Origin of the sequence: Winogradskyella schleiferi, from assembly GCF_013394655.1 — a bacterium.
Taxonomy (GTDB): domain Bacteria; phylum Bacteroidota; class Bacteroidia; order Flavobacteriales; family Flavobacteriaceae; genus Winogradskyella; species Winogradskyella schleiferi.
Map to the genome: position 1 here is coordinate 4,292,903 of NZ_CP053351.1, position 18,209 is coordinate 4,311,111.

The window sequence follows — 18,209 nt, forward strand, 5'->3', positions numbered from 1 at the left end:
AAACAATAATATACGGCTTAACATTTGTGGGAAATAATGGCAACGCAAACATCAACATAAGACTAATGTTTAGCACTTGAAATTTTAAATCTTTGGAGGTGACAATCATTATTTTTTTAATGCAAAATTAATGGTTTTATGAACAAGTTTTGGTAAGACCAATACGCCGAGTACTGTACCAATAAAATAGGCGTAACCATTAGTAAAATCGCCTCTTAATAGAAACAATAAATGAATTGCAAAATAGAATGCAATTATTTTTTTAAGTTGATCTGGTCTATTAAGCCATATTAACAATCTTACCATTACAAGAGCTAAGACAAAAGACAAGAGTATAACTCCAAATATCCCAAAGTTAATATAGCCTTCCGAAACTAGTGGATTAGACAAGTTTGTAAAATTAAAATTGTATTGGTCTGCAATAAAGTCGCCTACAAGCTCTCCTGTAGATAATGGTTTTGAAGTCCAAATTGCCCTAGGAACAAAAAATAAAAGACCGCTCAACAATTGATAACCAAACGAAAATCCGTTTTTAGAAACATATTCAATCGTTGCTGATATATTTGAAAAAGCATCATAATTTAGAGTATTAAAAGTTGTGGCAAACTTGGCTTTAGCAAACTCTTTAGTCAGTAAACTAGGCTTATCGACAATAGCTTCAAATGAATATTCTATATGCGTAAAAATTTGAAATAATGGAAATAGTAATATCATCGCAAAAAAGAGAAATGACATAATCTTAACATTAGTATTGAGCATTTTAGGGTAAAAAAGGAAAATTAACGCGATATAGATAGGTCCTAATGCGTTTCTCTTTTCCGTAAGTGGATTCTTAAACCACAGCAACAAAAGAAAAGAACCTATTAAAATAAAAAAGAGAATAATAGTATTGTTGTTTATTTTTTTTTGGTTTTTATAGAACTGATAGCATAAAATTATAATGGCTAAAGGAATCATAAATAGCACCTTTTTCTGAACCAGTAATTCAAATACAGAATAAGTGGATTTTAACCAATTTGGTCTAGAAATTTCGTCCATCATAAAATCCATACTAAAATATAAAACAGCAATACTAATAACAAAAAGGGTCAGAATGGTTAAGGGCAGGTTTTTTTCGTTTCTTGGACCGACATTTTTATTTATGCGGTTCTTGTATTTTTTCTTTAAATAGAGGTACGAGAAAAAAAATATAAGATTAAATAAAATGATAAGTCCGTTGGTCTTTAGAGTTAAGCTAATATCATAAATCATCATTGTAGCAAACCTATAGTTGGTCTCAGTAAAACTTCCTATTTGAATTATAGGAGCTAGTAAAAAGAATAAATAATTAAAAACTACATAAGCAGAAATAAAGGGTGAGTATTCAATTTCGATAAATAAATTGTAGTATGTAATAAGCGTAATTATAAGGAAGCTTATAAAAAAAGACAACCAGACATAAACATCGCAATTAAATAGTGCAAAAAGAATAGAGCTAAGCAATAAGTAAACTACTATGAATATGTTTCTTAAACTCATTTATTTCAAAATGTTTAAAAATGTTTGTCCCATTGCTTCGGTAGAATACGTATGTCTACAAAATAAGCATATTTCTTGTCTCTTTGCAATCCAAATAGATTTATGATTATAAACCTCAACGATAGTTTCGCCTAATGAGGCTATATTATCTGTATCAAATAACAAACTATTAATTTCATTCTGCGAGGCTTCTATTTCAGGAGAATGGTTTTCGTGCTTAGAAATAATCATTGGCACACCAAAACTAAAGCTTTGTGTTATTGACAAACCAACATAGCCTGGTGATATACTGAATAACGCTTCTGAATAAAACTCTTTTAGCTTTTCAATATTAGAAACGTGGCCTTTAATTAAAACACGGTTCGTAATTTTATGCTCTCTGATATAATTTTCGATCAAAGGCTTCTCCTCTCCTTCTCCAACAATAATTAAATTAGCAGTTTCAGGGAGTTGAATTAAAACGTTATGAAAAGCCTTTACCAGAAAAAAGGCTTTTTTGGGTTTAGACAAACGGCCAACATAAATAAGATGATTTATTTTTTCACTATTAAATGATGTAGCCATGTCTTTTTTAAAATACAAGGCATTAGGTGCGGCGTTTATTATTTTATTTGGCATTTTTAACTGAAGCTCCATAGCTTGTGTCTTGGTGTAAACGATAATTTCACTACCCAATTTTCGCATTAAATGCCTTACAACATCACTTTTACTTTCAGAGCCTGCTCTAGGCCAGGCATGTCCCCAAACCACTGTTTTTTTAAATAATAATTTTCTTAAAATCAGAATCAACCAGTTCGATAGAATTCTCGGGTTCATTTCTAATACTATCACATTTTTCTTAAAAACCTCCATCCACATTCCAAACTGGAATAAAAATTTTCTATTTAAAAAATAATAATTTGCAATGGGTTCAATAAAACCTATGCTTTTGTCTATCGTTATTGACTTTTCGAAATAAGCATTGCCACTATAAATCTTAAAACCATTACCTAATTCTTCTTTAAGATAAGAAAAGATGTCTTTTCTATAGTCTGGAACTACAGTTTGTAAGATGACAAGTTTTTTCAAAATTTAGAGTTTTTTTTAAAATAATGGTATCCTAAAAGTAGAAGAAGAAATTCTGTAAAAGTTACAGAAATTGCGGTTCCATATATACCATATAGTTTGACCAAAAATAAACTAATTAACAGGTTTGCAATACCACCAACAACCATAATATTCATTCTTAATTTATATTTTTTAATAGCTGGTAAATAAAGCGCATTGTACAACATGTTAAGTCCAGAAAATATGGCTATAAAACTTAATATTCTAAAGATAATACTGTAACTTTCAATTAATCTGTCATCGTAAATAATATTCAAAATAAACTTCCCAAATATTATAATAATTAGGGTAATTACTATACCTGAAGCCAATACAAAAGGTGCCATTTTTTTTATTTTCAATACTTTAGTAATATCTGTTTGTTTTGACAACCAAGGATACATGGCCTGGTAAAGTGGTACATATACATTTTTCACAGCCAATATTAGTTTCTCCATACTCGAATAGACTCCTACAATGGTATTGCCTGTAAAAAGCCCTAAAATGAAAACATTACTAGAGGTATATAGCGTAGTGGCAAAATTAGAGACAAACAGACTAGAGCTTTCGTAAACTAATTGTTTTATTAGACTGTATTTAGGCCATGTTAAATTTACGTACTTAAAGCATAGCAAAAAGCCGAGAAGTCCTGCAATAATAAAACCTAAAGAATTATAGACGGGAACATAGATGTAATCAGATTCACTTCGAATTAAGATAAAAACAAGCAATGTAAATATCAGCTTAGCAGAAATATTTACTAAAGTCACAAATTTCATTTTTTCTATACCTTGAAAAAACCAGACTGGAAAAAGCGCTTGACCTATAACAATCCCAAAACTTAGTAAATAAATATTTTTATCTATACTAAATCTAGTAAAAATATTTACTATAATATACAGTATCGCAAAAGCAATAACTATCAGAAACAGTTTTACAATCATTATGGCATTAAAAATTTCGGATAATTTTTTTCTATCGTCTCTAGCCAACGAGATTTCTCTAGTACCACTTAAATTAAACCCAAAATCTACAAATACGGTTAAAAAAACAGCTAAGGACTGTGCAAACATTACTAAACCAAATTTATCCGTACCCAATATCCTCACCAAAAAAGGTAATATTAATAAAGGCAATAAATAATTGGCAGCTTGTAATAATAAGAGTGATAAGTAATTATTAGCTAAGACTTTTTTCTCTTTATCTTGTAAGAACTTTTTAATCATTAATAGTGGTCATTAGCTTTTATAGGATGAAACCATAAGCCTTACACTTTCTTGCCAAGTATTCAATTCTTTGTAAAACTCTTCTGTTTTATCAAGATTCAAAACACTAAATTTTGGCCGTTTAGCAAGGGTTTTAAAGGATTTTGTTGGAGAAATTAAACCACTCTTTTCGGGACTTAGGTTTTTTACTATTTCTTTTGCAAATCCATACCAAGTAGTGCTTTCTCTTGCTGAAAAATTATAAACTCCATAAGGTACGCTGTCTGTTTTAATGATGTGTAAAATAAAAGCGGCCAAATCGACGCAACTTGTCGGTGTACCATTTTCTTCTGTAGTAATATTTAAAGAGACTCCACTTTCAACTTTGTCAATAATTGTTTTTAAGAAGTTTTTACCGTGTAAAGAATATAACCAAGACGTTCTAATGATATAGTATGCCTTTAATTGTGCTTTAATATATAACTCACCTTGTAGTTTTGATTTTCCGTATTGATTGATTGGGTTTGTAGCATCAGTAGTCGCGTATGGTTTTTCTTTATTGCCATCAAACACGTAATCTGTAGATATATGTATTAGTTTTACTTGGTAAGTCTTACATACTTCGGCTATGTTTTTTGCGCCTTCAGCATTAATTGAAAAAGCAGCTTCCGTATGTGTTTCAGCACCTTCCACATTTGTGTAAGCGGCACAATTAACGCAATAATCAAATCCTGAATCCTTAAATACTTCATTTAAACTGTTGCTATCAGTAATGTCGAGATCTTTACGAGAAAAAAAATGGAACCTTACCAGTTCTATATCTGAAAAATCCTTTATAGTCTGGCCTAATTGTCCGTTAGCACCAAGTACAAGTACCTCTTTCATAGTTTCGCATCCTTAAAGGTGGGTAGTACTAAATCTTTATCTGAAATAATTAAATCTTCTTTAGAGAACCGCCAATCTATTGCCAAATCTTCATCGTTATACATAATACCTGCTTCAGATGCTTTATTGTAAAAATTATCACACTTATAACTGAAAATGGTATCGTCTTCTAAAACTAAAAACCCATGTGCAAAACCTTTAGGTACAAAAAATTGCGTTTTATTTTCTCCGGAAAGTTCTACAGAAACGTGCTCACCAAAGGTTGGAGAATTTTTGCGTACATCCACAACAACATCTAAAACCTTTCCCTTTACGACTCTTACCAACTTTGATTGGGCGTGTTCACCACATTGGTAATGTAATCCTCTTAATACGCCTTTGGACGATTTTGATTCGTTATCCTGAACAAAATTTATATTAACACCTATTTCGGCAAAAAAAGTTGCTTGATTATAGCTCTCTATAAAATAACCTCGTTTGTCTTTAAAAACTTGAGGTTCTATAATAAAGCACCCTTTTAATTTGGTCTCTTTTACAGTCATGTTATTCTGAAAAAATTCTTATACAGTTCTTACTTAAACCACTTTATTATTCATAATTTTTAATATAGTGAAATGCTTTATAGGCAAAAGACACAATGAAAAAAAGAATTAGTGTTAAAATCGGAAAGAACAACGAATACCGTCTAGTAATACTATTATCTTTTTTTCCAATTTTATCAAACGTAGTAAGAACATCAAAATAAGTATTCTCTTCCGCTACTTTTTGGTTCAAATAATTTAATGTTCTTCTAATTTCCTGTTCTTTCAAGAATAAATCATATTCTTTAGTAGCTGTTTTTTCCTCTTGAAGTGGCATTACACTTCCTAAGTCAAAGGACAACTTGGGATTTTTAGATTCATTTTTAATGACTTCCAAATAGGTTTTTTGAATACTGTCTAAACGGGATAACTCCATTGTTAAAGATAAGCGGTCGATATAAGCAGTAGTATCCCGTACCTTCTTTTGATGTTTTGAAAAATCGTTTTCAAAAGTCTTTCTAAAACCTTCTTGAAGATGGGAAAAAATATCATTTTTAAAAGCTCTTGCCTTAATGGCAAACAAATTACCAGATAAAAGATCTCTGTTTTTTACATAATCGACATAACTCAATTCATCTACTAAAGAGGTATCAATAGATTTCACGTATTCGTCATATTCTATAAATAAATCGTTTTGGGTTTCGGGACCAGCTTCCAATTCAAAGCCGACTAACTCTTTAACTTCTGTCGTGTCTATTTCAAAAATATTGGATAATTCAACATAATTGTTTGAACCTATCAATGCGTTGAAATAAGTGATATTATTAAATAACTGATATTTCGAACCAAAATGAGGTTTAACAACCATGTTTGAATAATAAATTGGTTCTTTGGTCTTTTCATAAATATAGCCTAACACAGCTGTGACAATCAATGCTATAACAACGAACTTGAAATACAATACAAGTGGTTTTATAGCATAAATAATAATAGAAAAAAGACCCTTAAATAGCTTAGCTATGAAGTTAAATAGTCTTTGAAATAAATTCCCAATTGCATTAAACAACTGCCCTAAATCAACCTCTTCGTTTTGGGGTTGTTGTGGTAATTTTTCACTCATGTGTTATGAATTAAATATTTGTTCTAAAATCTTTTTTGTAATGACGTATGTGGGTTTTACGCCAGAAGTTCCTAATCCTCCTGAGGCCAATGTACTTCCAGTTTCCAAGGGATTATCACTCGCATAATACGCATATCTTACTTTAACATCTTCATTGATACTACTTCTAACTTTAGATGCTGCCTGTATGGCTTTTTGATAATGTGCCCCTTCCATCTCTAAACCAATGACATTCCAGGTTGAGTTCTTAAAGAATTTCAATATTTCTTTGTTTTGAAGCGAGGTTCCTAAAACAGTAACCATAGTACCTTCATATACAGAAACGCCACAATCCAACAAATCTTTTTTACTAAGTTCGTTTTTAAACGGGTAGTTGTCTGCGGTTCCTTCAAAAATGTGAGCGTTAGGAATCATAATATCGCCTTTTCCACCTTCTAAAATACCTGCTTTTCCCATTATGGAAATGGATTTCACATCCAAGTGAACGTCTTTACCATCAACATTAATAGGCTTTAATAACTCATCTAAAGTTTCATACGCTTGTTCTCCAAACGCATAATCCATAACAAAAATAACGGCTTTATTGTCCTTTTCTTTTTCCAAGTATTTAAATTCAGAATTAGAAAAATTAATTTTATCCGTGTCAAAAATCTGAATATCTATATTAGTTCCAGAACTGTCTTTAATAAGAATCATCCCATTTTGCAACGCTGATTTTTCCACTTTATTGCGTAAAGTCGAATTCTTGGAATCACTCAAAGCCTCGTAGGTCTGAAAAATATCTTTTTTGGCATCCGCACCTTTTAGTGTGCCTTTAGCAAACAAAGAGTTCATTACACTATGCATATTGGCACTAATGATATGGATTGGTCGCTCTAATAAACCGTTCTTATGTAAAGCAGATTTAATCGTTTCTGCCCAAGCTTCGCCATGAATATGATGTCCTAAGCGTTCTCTTAAAACCGGACTAAAAGTGATGGTGCGTTTGTTGTTATTTATCGTTTCTTCAATGGCTAATTTCCCCAACCAATACACTATGTGCAATAACCGTTCTGGTTGACTTTCGGTAGCGAATTTAGGATATGCTTCGGTCAATTCATTGAACGTTCTTCCTAAGATATTTGCCGTATGTGTTATGGCTATTTCACGCTCTTTCTGCGTCAGTTTTTTAGTCGAAGTTACAGCATTTTCTAACTTCTGCCAATCCCTAACCGTCGTCCCTTCTTCATCAATAATAACACGTTTACTGATTTTATGAGACTCAACAAAAATAAATGTAAGATGGGTTAAAATATCGTAAATCTCAGAGCGACCTCTTGTGATTTCTATATTCATTTGCTCATCATCTATACGATAGCAATTACGTCTTCTTTTTGGTGGAATTATGGCCTTAAAATGCGAATTGGCATAACCCTCATCACTGGTAAGGTTAATAAATGTACATTCTTCAATACCCTGTGGTAAACGGTCCACCACGTAAAGCAAACCTTCCAATTCTGCCTTTTCCTCTCCAATAGAACCATAGATTTCTGGGCGAAGAAGTAACAAAGCTTCACGTAGTGTTTCTCCGGAAACTCCCATAGGTTTATAAAATCCACGATTAAAAAGATGACGCATGGTAATATACATGCGTTCTATTGCGCTAGAGCTTTCCTGAGCTCTTGTTCTTTCGTGTTTTTTCTTCATTTACTTATGCTATTTTAACGCACAAATATAGGTTTATTTAGTTAAATTGAGTTGAAGCAATTGGTCGGCAATTTTTCTGTCATTTGATAGTCTTGGAATTTTGTTTTGCCCACCTAATTTTCCGATGGATTTCATATAAGTTTGAAATCCGTCTTTTTTAATTTTAGTGATTTTTAAAGGTCTTAAAACCTTTCCAACAATTAAATCTAAGTAATAAGAATTTTGCTGTTTTAAGGAATGTTCCAGAGCTTCAATTAATTCGGCTTCGTTTTCGGGTTCGTTTTCAAATTCAATGAACCATTCATGATATGGTAAGCCTTCTTCTGGGTTTATTTGAGGCGCGACCGTAAATTCGTTGACAGAAATTGAAGTGTTCTCAGTGGCTTCTTTTAACGCCTGTTCTACTTCTTTCCCAATGACATGTTCGCCAAAAGCAGAAATAAAATGTTTTATCCGACCGCTGACAATCACTCTATAAGGTTTTAGAGATGTAAACTGAATGGTATCGCCAATATTGTATGCCCAAAGTCCTGCTGAAGTAGAAATTATCATCACATAATTTACGCCTAACTTTACATCTGCAATTGTTATACGTTTTGGGTTGTCCTCGAAAAAATGTTCTGCTTCTACAAATTCATAAAAGATTCCTGAATTCAGTTGAAGCAACATCCCTTTCTCGTCCTGTTTATCTTGAAACGCAAAAAAGCCTTCACTCGCAGGATACAATTCGATGCTATCAACTTTTCTGCCAATTAAATTCTCGAATTTGGCTCTGTATGGTTCATAATTTACACCACCGAAAATGAAAAGATTGAAGTTTTTAAAAAGGTCTCCAACAGGCTTTCCCGACTTTTCAATTAATTTTTCAAAATACATTTGCACCCAAGATGGAATCCCGGAAATGATCGTCATATCCTCATTTATGGTCTCTTCGACAATGGCATCAACTTTAGTTTCCCAATCCTCAATACAATTGGTTTCTAAACTTGGCATTCTATTTTTTTGAAGATATTTCGGCACAAAATGGGCTACGATTCCTGACAGTCTGCCGAGCTTTATACCATTCTTTTCTTCCAAAATCGGACTTCCTTGTAGAAATATCATTTTTCCATCCACAAATTTTGAATTCCCTGTTTCGTGGATATACATTAAAATGGCATTTCTTGCCGCTTCAACATGTGTCGGCATGCTTTCTTTAGTAATAGGAATGTATTTTGCCCCAGACGTTGTACCAGACGTTTTTGCGAAATAAGTAGGTTTACCTTTCCAAAGCACATCTTTTTCGCCAGCAACCACACGTTCTACATAAGGCTTTAAATCTTCGTAATCCCTTATGGGAACATTGTTTTGAAACGCTTCAAAAGATGAAATTGAGCTAAAGTTATGGTCTTTGCCAAATGCAGTATGTTCAGCCTCTGAAATTAAATTTTCAAAAACTTTTTGTTGGGTTTCAATGGGTTTGGATGACCATTTATGGATTCGCTTTGCCACGTATTTGGCAAACAGTTTAGAAAGTGCGGCTTTAAATGATGGCATTATTCAAAATTGATAAAGTTAGTTGGATCTACAGAATAGCCCTTGCTCCATAATTCAAAATGAAGGTGTGGTCCAGTAGTTAATTCTCCTGCATTTCCGGACATGGCAATGACTTCGCCCGATTTTACCAAATCACCTTGAGATTTTGTAATGGCCGAATTATGCTTATAAACCGAAATCAATTCTCGATTATGTTCTATAATCACGACATAACCAGTTTCAACAGTCCATTCGGCAAAAATAACTGTACCATCAGCCGTTGCTTTTACTGGTGTGTTTTCTGGCACAACGACATCAACGGCAAAATGTTTATCTTCTAAATTATAGCCTTCGGAAATACTACCATTCACTGGTGGAAACAACACGTAATTAGATTGGTCTCCAGACACTTCAAACAGATTGTATTTATCCTCTTTTGCCACTTTTAATCTTAATAAAGAATCCTCTCGGTTGGTTGGTACTTGCAAAATATCGAGGTCGGTTTTTGAGGCTTCTAAAATGGAATCTCTGTTAAACTCTAAAGTCGCAACATCTCCTGTAAGTACTTTTCTTATTGAGGCATAATAACGTTTGTTCAATTCCAGTTCCTGCACCAAAGAATCCGTTTTGTAATTCAACATGGTGGCTTTCTTTTTCAATTTTGCCGAAGAATAACCAGGAATGTATTCCCTTAATGGTGTAAAAGCAATCAGTAAAACCGTAAAGAACACCAATGAAATGGCAGAAATTGAAGACAGTATAAACACATTGAGTCGTGTTAACTTTATAGCAAAACGCTCCTCAAACGTATCTTCGTTTAGAATGACCAAACGGTACTTATGAAGCAGTTTTTTAGCTAATTTTTTTTCTTTTTTTTTCTTTTTTGCCATTAAAACAAAATTAGTTAAATTACTGAAATAGTATTACGATAAACTCTTAAAGTTCACTATTATTAAACTATAATTATGTAACTTTGCGGTCTAAATCTAAATATTATGATAACTAGCGGTATATTTTTAGCTATAGGTCCTTGGCAAATCGTTCTAATAGTGGTTGCTATTTTATTGCTTTTTGGTGGTAAAAAGATTCCTGAATTAATGAGAGGATTGGGCAGCGGAATTAAGGAGTTTAAAGATGCAAGCAAAGAGGAGACAGCAGACGATACTAAAGAGAAAAAATAAACTCTTTTGGAAAACATAAAAAAAGCCAACTTTTAAAGTTGGCTTTTTTATTACTTTATTTCTATCGATTTTATCATGGCTTCCAATTCAAAAATATAATCTCGCTTTTCTAATGATGGTGCATATACATAACCATCAGCTACCAAATAACGATTGTTTATTTTGTCCTCAATGGCATAAGTAATAAATGGTCCAGCCATAGTATAGCCTTTCATTTCCCACATGCCTCTTACTTCGTAAGCTGGTTTGTTGTCTATAATCGTAGTGTACATTGATGGTGTATAGGCATCTTCAACAGCCATGTATATACCATCTTCTCCAGGAACTTTGGTTTTAGTGATATGATCTCGCATTTTTACTATATCAACAATCGTGCTATCGCCTTGAGAAAGGGTTTCCAGAGGCACTTCATATAGCATCAATTCAATAGTTTTGGTATTACTTAGGTTTTTTCGAATCCAGAAAAAATCATCGTCCGCTTTACTGATTCTATATGCAGACGGAATATCTATTGTAATTCCCAATGCCTTTTCCATCTCTTCATCTTTCAATAAAGACAAATTGATGCGTCTTAATTTCTCCTTGACTTCTTCTTTATTAAAGGCATCAATGATTTTTTCCCGATTTTCTTTGAGCTGTGTTATAATTTCTTGATCTGTTTTTCCACCTACAACAGCGACTGTTTGTGGTTTCGCAAAAGCGTTATTTACAATTTTTACTGTGGCTTCAGCACCTTTTTCAATTTTGAGTACAATTCTACTGCGTGCTGCAAAACCATCGAAAACTTGCGTTGGAATTTGTTTCATATTAAACATAGGCTCTTCTGTTGGTAAGCCGTTTAATGGTGCTGCAAAAATATTTCGAATATTTTCTCCTACATTTCCTTCCCACAACGTATTATCAGCAACCACAGAAATGGTATTTAGATTACCATTAGATGCAGGTAAATAATTTTGGTTATCTTCTTTCTTAGACTCTCCGCAAGCCAAGAATAATACACAAAATAATACTGAATAAAAAGCTCTCATAAATTTGTTTTTTGTTGGTTTAACTAATTAGAAACAATTAAAGTCATTCCTATTTTGAGTTTATTACTACTAATATCGTTCCAATCTTTAATATTTTGAACAGAAACTCCAGAAAATTTTTGTGAAATCGTCCAAAGTGAATCGCCTTCCCTTACTTTATAAGTTTGTTTTCCCTCTGTATTTACGACTTTTTTAACGGATTTCGATTTGTTTGAAGTCCCATGATTTCGAGGAAAAATAGTTAAGCGTTGTCCTATTTTTAGATTATTACTTCTTAAGCCATTCCATTGTTTTATTTGGCTGACTCTTACACCATATTTTCTAGCAATTTTACCCAAATAATCGCCACTTTGAACGCGATATCTAATTTTAGTATCATCATTAACAATCTGTGGTAATGGTTTTTCACGACCCTTAAATTCGGCATCGGCAAACGCATAGATTCTCTCTTCATTGGTAACAAAAGTACCAACGGCTTCACGAGGTAATCTTAATGGGTATATTTTGCCTTTAACCTTCGGAATAATATCTAATTTATAAGCTGGATTTAAAAACTGTAATTCTTCAATTTTAATGCCTGTGGCTTCAGAAACATGACTTAAGGAAATCATTTGTTTCACATGAACGGTATCCGTTTGTATCAATTGAAATTCTGGTCTTTCGGGTTTAAAACCGTGTTCTTCTGCGTATTCAAAAATATACATGGTGGCTAAAAAAGCAGGAACATAACCTGCGGTTTCCCTTGGCAAATTCTGACGTATATTCCAATAGTTCTTAGAACCACCAGAACGTCTAATCGCTTTATTTACATTGCCAGGACCGGAATTATAAGCGGCCAATGCCAAATCCCAATCATTAAAAATACGATACATTCTGCCCAAATAACCTGCGGCAGCTGTAGTGGATTTTATGGGATCACTTCTATCATCTACGTAGCTACTTACATCTAAATCGTGCTCTTTTCCTGTACCATACATAAATTGCCAAATACCAGTGGCTCCAACACGAGAGCGTGCTCTGGGTTTTAAGGCCGATTCTACAATCGCCAAATATTTCATTTCTAATGGAATATTGTGAATGTCGAATTCTTGCTCAAACATCGGGAAATAAAAATGGCTCAAACCCATTAAGCGCTCTAAAGAACCTCTTCTGTGTTTCAAATAGCCTTTTATGACACTTTCTAAGGATGCATTATATTCCACGTTAAAAGGTGTTCTCGCATTGAGACGTTCCAATCTCGCTTTTAAGGTATCTGTAGAAAGTTCTGGATAATAAACCGGTTCATATTCTAATTCAGTAACCGATTTGTATATAGTATCAAACAATGAATTACTGTACAGTTCTTCCAGCCATTTTTTTTCGAGTTCTGCAACTTCAGGTAAATCTTTAAGATTTTTAACGCCAGTTGAGTCCTCTTCTGCTTCAATCTTATTTCCTTTTGAAAAAAGTTTTCCATCAATGACCGCACCATTGTCTGGTACAACTTCAGACGACTTTTTAGCGATGCTATCCGTTTTAGTTTGGGAAAACCCACTAAAAACAGACATACAGAGACAAGCCAATAAAAACGTTTTTAATGTCATGGTTACAGAAATTGATTCCTAAATGTTCAACGTTTAGCAAACGTTGGAATCGCTAAAAATAGTATATTTTTTGCAATTAGCTCATGATCGCCGCAATACCTGGTAGAGTCTTACCTTCAAGGCTTTCTAGCATAGCACCTCCACCTGTACTTACATAACTTACCTTATCTTCAAAACCAAACTGTTTTACAGCAGCAACAGAATCACCTCCTCCGACTAAAGAAAATGCGCCATTCTTGGTGGCATTGGCAATTGAGTTTCCTAAAGCAATAGTGCCTTTGTCGTAGCTTTCCATTTCAAAAACCCCTAAAGGTCCATTCCATAATATGGTATTGCTTTTATTCACGACATCATCAAAAATTTCCCTAGATTTTGGACCAGCATCCAAACCTTGCCAGCCATCTGGAATTTTAGTAACATCACAAATTTGAGTGTTGGCCATATTGCTGAATGCATCTGCAGCAATTACATCTACAGGTAAGTGAACTTGTACACCTTTTGCCTTCGCTTGTTTTAAAATGTCTAAAGCCAAATCCATTTTGTCATCTTCGCAAATGGAATCTCCAATCTTTCCTCCTTGTGCTTTTACGAAGGTAAATGTCATTCCACCTCCAATGATCAGATGGTCAACTTTGTCTAAAATATTCTCTATAACTGTGATTTTTGAAGATACTTTTGCGCCACCTAGAACTGCTAAAACTGGTTTTTCGCCGTCTTCCAATACCTTTTTGATACTCTCAATTTCTTGAGCTAATAGATTTCCAAAGCATTTTGCATCTGGGAAAAATTCGGCCACAATGGTTGTAGAAGCATGTGCTCTATGTGCTGTTCCAAACGCATCATTGACGTAGATATCGCCTAATTTAGATAACTGCTTTGCAAAATCCTTATCGCCTTTGGTTTCTTCGTCGTGGAAACGTAAATTCTCAAGCAATAAAATTTCTCCAGGTTGCAAAGAATTGGCTTTTTCTTCAGCTTCTGCACCAACACAATCACTCGCGAATTTTACTTCAACGCCTAATACATCTTCAATTTTTGGAATAATGTGTTTTAAGGAAAATTCATCCTGAACACCTTTTGGGCGACCTAAATGTGACATAAGAACGCAACTCCCTCCATCTTCTAAAATTTTAATGATGGTCGGTTTGGCAGAAACAATTCTTGTAGCATCAGTTACTTCGAAATTATCGTTTAATGGTACATTAAAATCTACTCGGATTAATGCTTTTTTATCTTGAAAGTTGAAATCGTTTATGGTTTTCATGAGAATATAATAAGGTGTGAATAATAATATTTTGAATTACAAATATAAAGATTAACCTGTTAAAAAATAGACTTTAAAGGACTACATTTTAACAATAAATAGCCTTTATTTACGATAACCTTTTCGCTTATCTGCTTTTTCTCTTTTTAGATTTAACTTTTAAAAAATTAATTTCAGATTCATAAAAATAACATAGTTTTGCTACATGCAATTTTCAGACGTTTTAGGTCAAAAACACATAAAAAACCATCTTACCACAAGTGTTGATGCTGGCAGAATTGCGCATGCCCAACTTTTTGTTGGTCCGGAAGGTTCTGGAACCTTACCCATGGCCTTGGCTTATGCCCAATATATATTATGCGGCAATACCAATGGCGAAAACACAGGCGGAAACGATTCCTGTAATATAAAATTCAAGAATTTTTCGCATCCCGATTTGCATTTTGCCTTTCCCGTCACCACGAGCGATAAAGTAAAAAGCAAACCCGTTTCAAGCTTTTATCTCGAAGAATGGCGAGAACTTTTAGACCAACAACCCTATGGCAACCTCTTTGATTGGTACAAAAAGCTTGGTGTGGATAACAAACAAGGACAAATTGGTGTAGATGAAGCCTTGGAAATTGTGAAATCGCTGACACTAAAATCTTATGAAGGTGGTCACAAAGTGATGCTGATTTGGATGGCCGAAAAAATGAATTCTGCTAGCGCCAACAAGCTGTTAAAGTTGATTGAAGAGCCACCGGAAAAGACCATTTTTATTCTTATTGCTGAAGATGAAGAGCAAATTATCAACACCATTCGTTCGCGTTGTCAAATTTTGCACTTTCCGCCGTTGGCAGAAGACGCTATTACTGAAGCTTTAGTCAAAAATTACCATATTGAGCAATCGGTTGCTACGAAAATTGCACATCAGTCTAATGGGAATTACAACAAGGCTTGTGATTTAATTTATCAGGATAGTGAAGATATTCAGTTTGAAAAATGGTTTGTTATTTGGATTCGTTCGGCATTTAAGGCTAAAGGCAACAAAGCGGCCATTCACGATTTAATTTCTTGGTCAGAGGAAATTGCCAAAACAGGCCGTGAAACACAAAAGAAGTTTTTAGCATTTTGTTTGAATTATTTCAGGCAAGCTTTGTTACTCAATTATAAAGCTGATGAACTGGTCTATTTGGAACCGAAATCAGACGATTTTAAATTAGAAAAATTTGCGCCTTTTGTCCATGATTCTAATATTATGGAAATTTCAGAAGAGCTCCAAGATGCAATTTATCATATTGAGCGTAACGGGAATTCTAAAATTATTCTCACGGATTTATCTATAAAACTGACGCGTTTACTACATAAAAGAAGCCAAGCTTCTTAGGCTCGGCTTTATATTTTGATAAATTGTTATATTATTTTTCTTCAGTAGTTTCTTCTGCTGTTTCTTCTTCAGTTTTGGCTTCCTTTCCACTATAAGATTCGTTTATGGCTTCAATAACACCTTCCGTGATGTCATTGGCTTCGTTTCCATATACAACACTTCCTGCTTGGTTTTTACCAAGAATAAAGGTATAACCGTTCTTTTTGCCGTAATCTTCAACGAATTTGTTCATTTTCGAAATTACAGAATCCATTTCCGTAGTGAACATTTGTTCCATTTGCTGTTGTTGCATTTGCATTTGTTGCTGCACAGGTTGCCATTTTTGTGAAAAGGCTTGGGATTCTTCCTGTTGTTTCTGTGGCGACATTGTGGCTAATCGTTGTTGTATAGACTGCATTTCCATTTGATATGTTTTAGCAATACTGTCACGTTGTTTTGAAAAATTTTCATTTTGGGTTTTAAACTTATCCTCAATGTCAATTTTCATTTGATAATCGTTAATTACTTTTCCATTATCAATAAATGCGATTTTTTCTTGTTCTTGGCAAGATGCTGCAAAAATCAAAACAGCTAAACTTAAAATTATTTTCTTCATTGTATTATCTATTAATTTTGTGCAAATGTATAAAAGTTAGGTTGTGTTTTCCTAAAATATTTAAGTATTCATGTTTTCTATTGACATTCTAGAGTCGTATTTGTATAATCTATAGAAAATGAAGCTAAATAAAGCGATTTAAAGGCGAATCTGATTTTCCTCTTGTATCCGCCCATTGGTAAAGCTAATATCGAACGAAACGGATTCTAATCAAGAATTAGCGTTCTTTAAGACATAAATCTGCGAAGAATACTCCTTTGAACGTTTTGCTTTACGATTAGACAGCCACCCTATCCAAAATGCTTTGAAAGGATTCATAAATCCGGATTTATATTTTTCTGAAAGTAAACAGACATAATAGGGATCAAATTTCATCGGTAAAGTTTTGACCAATGTCATGTTTTCATTTTTAAATAATTCTGAAATCGAAGTTTTAGAAAAATGCCAAAGATGTCTTGGGACATCATAAGCTGCCCAAAAGTTTTTGTAATACGTCGCATCGTAACTTTTAAAATTAGGAACAGCAATTACTAAAGTGCCATTTGGTTTTAAAAGTTTTTTAAATAATCCTGTATGCATTTCCAAATTTGGTAAATGTTCTAAGACATGCCAAAGTGTAATGACATCAAAAGTGTGAGGTTTTAGGTTTGATAATTCTTCACTTCCAAAAACGGCGTTGTTGGTTTTTGAATTAGAAATCTGTCTCGCATTTTCGTTAGGTTCAATTCCGCTTATATTCCAATTATCTTTTAAAGCAGTTTCTAAAAAATCGCCTGTTCCGCATCCAATATCTAAAAGTGTCTTTGATTCTGATTCAAAAGAATTGATTAATTTCAATTTTCGCGTTAGACAAATTTCTCTCACTTTATGGTAGGCAAATTCTAGCAGATTTCGCTTTGTGTCAGTATGCGAAATGTAGTCTTCGCTTTTATAATATTCTGAAAGTTTTTCGGCTTCTGGTTGAGGATATGTTTCTAGCATATCTAATTCCTTATTGTGCAATAATTGGAATTCTTCTTTGGAAACGGAATAGTCTTTTAAGGTTAGGTATGTTGGGTATGATTTTGGCACTTATTTATGAATTTTATACTTTATTTATTATTTAGTTTTAGATGTAATTATTCCATCTAATGTATCATAAGTATTATTCAATAATTTCTTTTTCCATTGAAATATTTCAGGCTGCTCAATACAAAAATTCTTTCCATTATTAAAACCACATATTTTAAGACTTAAATTTTTCTTTCCTATAATCTCTAACTTCATATCTATATCATTAATGTTAACCTCTTCAAACTGATTATTAAATAGCTTGCGAAACTTAATTGTGATTAGCTCATTTTCAATTGAAATACTATATATGTATGTGTAAGGTTTTCTGAAACTATATAGAATATTCATAATAAAAATAATGATAGTGATACAAACATAAAATAACAAAATCGACACTTGATTAGATTTATCGCCTACTATAAAAATGGAAAAAATATAAGCGCAAAACATATATAAAAAAACATTTAGAAAAGTATTTCCTATGTGTTGAGCAAAACTATAAACCTCAATATTTAAGATGCTTTCGCTGATATTCTTCCCCAATTTTTCATTAAATTTTAAAGTTTATCCCTAAATCTTTACTGTTATTTTAAAATTGTTTCA

17 protein-coding genes are annotated in these 18,209 nt (G+C 33.1%); 2 read left to right on the forward strand and 15 right to left on the reverse strand.

Annotated elements, in window-relative coordinates; translation table 11 throughout:
• Positions 1 to 108: 108 nt before the first annotated feature.
• From HM990_RS18605 to HM990_RS18645, 9 genes are read right to left on the reverse strand one after another with little or no spacing between them, the layout of a single operon-like run.
• The gene (locus HM990_RS18605) at positions 109 to 1,518 is read right to left on the reverse strand and encodes an O-antigen polymerase (protein WP_178991311.1); all 1,410 of its coding nucleotides are present in this window, start codon (positions 1,516 to 1,518) and stop codon (positions 109 to 111) included.
• The gene (locus HM990_RS18610; protein ID WP_178991313.1) at positions 1,519 to 2,586 is read right to left on the reverse strand and encodes a glycosyltransferase; all 1,068 of its coding nucleotides are present in this window, start codon (positions 2,584 to 2,586) and stop codon (positions 1,519 to 1,521) included.
• Positions 2,583 to 3,830 (reverse strand): oligosaccharide flippase family protein, encoded by a 1,248-nt coding sequence (locus HM990_RS18615; RefSeq protein ID WP_178991315.1) that lies wholly within the window; start codon positions 3,828 to 3,830, stop codon positions 2,583 to 2,585. The genes HM990_RS18610 and HM990_RS18615 overlap by 4 nt, the downstream gene beginning before the upstream one ends.
• 12 nt (positions 3,831 to 3,842) lie before the next feature.
• Positions 3,843 to 4,694 (reverse strand): dTDP-4-dehydrorhamnose reductase, encoded by an 852-nt coding sequence (gene rfbD, locus HM990_RS18620; RefSeq protein ID WP_178991317.1) that lies wholly within the window; start codon positions 4,692 to 4,694, stop codon positions 3,843 to 3,845.
• Positions 4,691 to 5,236, reverse strand: a complete 546-nt coding sequence (gene rfbC / locus HM990_RS18625; RefSeq protein ID WP_178991319.1) for a dTDP-4-dehydrorhamnose 3,5-epimerase — start codon at positions 5,234 to 5,236, stop codon at positions 4,691 to 4,693. Before rfbC ends, rfbD begins: the two co-directional genes overlap by 4 nt.
• 46 nt (positions 5,237 to 5,282) lie before the next feature.
• A complete protein-coding gene (locus HM990_RS18630) occupies positions 5,283 to 6,335 on the reverse strand; it encodes a hypothetical protein (RefSeq protein ID WP_178991321.1) in 1,053 nt (350 codons plus the stop codon).
• A 3-nt stretch (positions 6,336 to 6,338) separates the two neighbouring features.
• On the reverse strand, positions 6,339 to 8,021 hold the full coding sequence (locus tag HM990_RS18635) for a DUF6909 family protein (protein WP_178991322.1): 1,683 nt from the start codon (positions 8,019 to 8,021) through the stop codon (positions 6,339 to 6,341).
• 33 nt (positions 8,022 to 8,054) lie between these two features.
• Positions 8,055 to 9,557 carry a GH3 auxin-responsive promoter family protein gene (locus tag HM990_RS18640; RefSeq protein ID WP_178991324.1) on the reverse strand — a complete coding sequence of 501 codons (1,503 nt, stop codon included), beginning with the start codon at positions 9,555 to 9,557 and terminating at the stop codon, positions 8,055 to 8,057.
• Positions 9,557 to 10,426: a M23 family metallopeptidase gene (locus HM990_RS18645; protein WP_178991326.1), complete on the reverse strand. Its 870-nt coding sequence runs from the start codon at positions 10,424 to 10,426 to the stop codon at positions 9,557 to 9,559. Before HM990_RS18645 ends, HM990_RS18640 begins: the two co-directional genes overlap by 1 nt.
• A gap of 105 nt (positions 10,427 to 10,531) precedes the next feature.
• Here HM990_RS18645 and HM990_RS18650 point away from each other — a divergent pair, with 105 nt between their 5' ends.
• The gene (locus HM990_RS18650) at positions 10,532 to 10,717 is read left to right on the forward strand and encodes a Sec-independent protein translocase subunit TatA/TatB (RefSeq protein WP_178991328.1); all 186 of its coding nucleotides are present in this window, start codon (positions 10,532 to 10,534) and stop codon (positions 10,715 to 10,717) included.
• A 50-nt stretch (positions 10,718 to 10,767) separates the two neighbouring features.
• Here the strand turns inward: HM990_RS18650 and HM990_RS18655 are convergent, their stop codons facing one another.
• The 3 genes from HM990_RS18655 to HM990_RS18665 all read right to left on the reverse strand — a co-directional run bounded on the left by HM990_RS18655 (position 10,768) and on the right by HM990_RS18665 (position 14,592).
• Entirely contained in the window at positions 10,768 to 11,745 is a 978-nt protein-coding gene (locus HM990_RS18655) for a DUF4837 family protein (protein WP_178991330.1), read from the reverse strand.
• Between the two features lie 23 nt (positions 11,746 to 11,768).
• Positions 11,769 to 13,328, reverse strand: a complete 1,560-nt coding sequence (locus HM990_RS18660; RefSeq protein ID WP_229719317.1) for a LysM peptidoglycan-binding domain-containing protein — start codon at positions 13,326 to 13,328, stop codon at positions 11,769 to 11,771.
• Positions 13,329 to 13,404: 76 nt separating this feature from the next.
• Entirely contained in the window at positions 13,405 to 14,592 is a 1,188-nt protein-coding gene (locus tag HM990_RS18665; protein WP_178991331.1) for a phosphoglycerate kinase, read from the reverse strand.
• A gap of 205 nt (positions 14,593 to 14,797) precedes the next feature.
• Here HM990_RS18665 and HM990_RS18670 point away from each other — a divergent pair, with 205 nt between their 5' ends.
• Positions 14,798 to 15,958: a DNA polymerase III subunit gene (locus HM990_RS18670; RefSeq protein WP_178991333.1), complete on the forward strand. Its 1,161-nt coding sequence runs from the start codon at positions 14,798 to 14,800 to the stop codon at positions 15,956 to 15,958.
• Between the two features lie 31 nt (positions 15,959 to 15,989).
• Here the strand turns inward: HM990_RS18670 and HM990_RS18675 are convergent, their stop codons facing one another.
• The 3 genes from HM990_RS18675 to HM990_RS18685 form a co-directional block, all read right to left on the reverse strand.
• Positions 15,990 to 16,553, reverse strand: a complete 564-nt coding sequence (locus HM990_RS18675) for an OmpH family outer membrane protein (protein ID WP_178991335.1) — start codon at positions 16,551 to 16,553, stop codon at positions 15,990 to 15,992.
• A gap of 210 nt (positions 16,554 to 16,763) precedes the next feature.
• Positions 16,764 to 17,624, reverse strand: a complete 861-nt coding sequence (locus HM990_RS18680; protein WP_178991337.1) for a class I SAM-dependent methyltransferase — start codon at positions 17,622 to 17,624, stop codon at positions 16,764 to 16,766.
• A gap of 27 nt (positions 17,625 to 17,651) precedes the next feature.
• A complete protein-coding gene (locus tag HM990_RS18685; RefSeq protein WP_178991338.1) occupies positions 17,652 to 18,149 on the reverse strand; it encodes a hypothetical protein in 498 nt (165 codons plus the stop codon).
• Positions 18,150 to 18,209 lie beyond the last annotated feature (60 nt).

Excerpts from the sequence above, each read along its gene's own strand:
- HM990_RS18665 (WP_178991331.1), bottom strand. The coding sequence starts at position 14,592 with ATGAAAACCATAAACGATTTCAACTTTCAAGATAAAAAAGCATTAATC.
- HM990_RS18645 (WP_178991326.1), bottom strand. The coding sequence starts at position 10,426 with ATGGCAAAAAAGAAAAAAAAAGAAAAAAAATTAGCTAAAAAACTGCTT.
- rfbC (WP_178991319.1), bottom strand. The coding sequence starts at position 5,236 with ATGACTGTAAAAGAGACCAAATTAAAAGGGTGCTTTATTATAGAACCT.
- HM990_RS18605 (WP_178991311.1), bottom strand. The coding sequence starts at position 1,518 with ATGAGTTTAAGAAACATATTCATAGTAGTTTACTTATTGCTTAGCTCT.
- HM990_RS18635 (WP_178991322.1), bottom strand. The coding sequence starts at position 8,021 with ATGAAGAAAAAACACGAAAGAACAAGAGCTCAGGAAAGCTCTAGCGCA.
- HM990_RS18660 (WP_229719317.1), bottom strand. The coding sequence starts at position 13,328 with ATGACATTAAAAACGTTTTTATTGGCTTGTCTCTGTATGTCTGTTTTT.
- HM990_RS18630 (WP_178991321.1), bottom strand. The coding sequence starts at position 6,335 with ATGAGTGAAAAATTACCACAACAACCCCAAAACGAAGAGGTTGATTTA.
- HM990_RS18675 (WP_178991335.1), bottom strand. The coding sequence starts at position 16,553 with ATGAAGAAAATAATTTTAAGTTTAGCTGTTTTGATTTTTGCAGCATCT.
- HM990_RS18615 (WP_178991315.1), bottom strand. The coding sequence starts at position 3,830 with ATGATTAAAAAGTTCTTACAAGATAAAGAGAAAAAAGTCTTAGCTAAT.
- HM990_RS18640 (WP_178991324.1), bottom strand. The coding sequence starts at position 9,557 with ATGCCATCATTTAAAGCCGCACTTTCTAAACTGTTTGCCAAATACGTG.
- HM990_RS18655 (WP_178991330.1), bottom strand. The coding sequence starts at position 11,745 with ATGAGAGCTTTTTATTCAGTATTATTTTGTGTATTATTCTTGGCTTGC.
- HM990_RS18670 (WP_178991333.1), top strand. The coding sequence starts at position 14,798 with ATGCAATTTTCAGACGTTTTAGGTCAAAAACACATAAAAAACCATCTT.
- HM990_RS18650 (WP_178991328.1), top strand. The coding sequence starts at position 10,532 with ATGATAACTAGCGGTATATTTTTAGCTATAGGTCCTTGGCAAATCGTT.
- rfbD (WP_178991317.1), bottom strand. The coding sequence starts at position 4,694 with ATGAAAGAGGTACTTGTACTTGGTGCTAACGGACAATTAGGCCAGACT.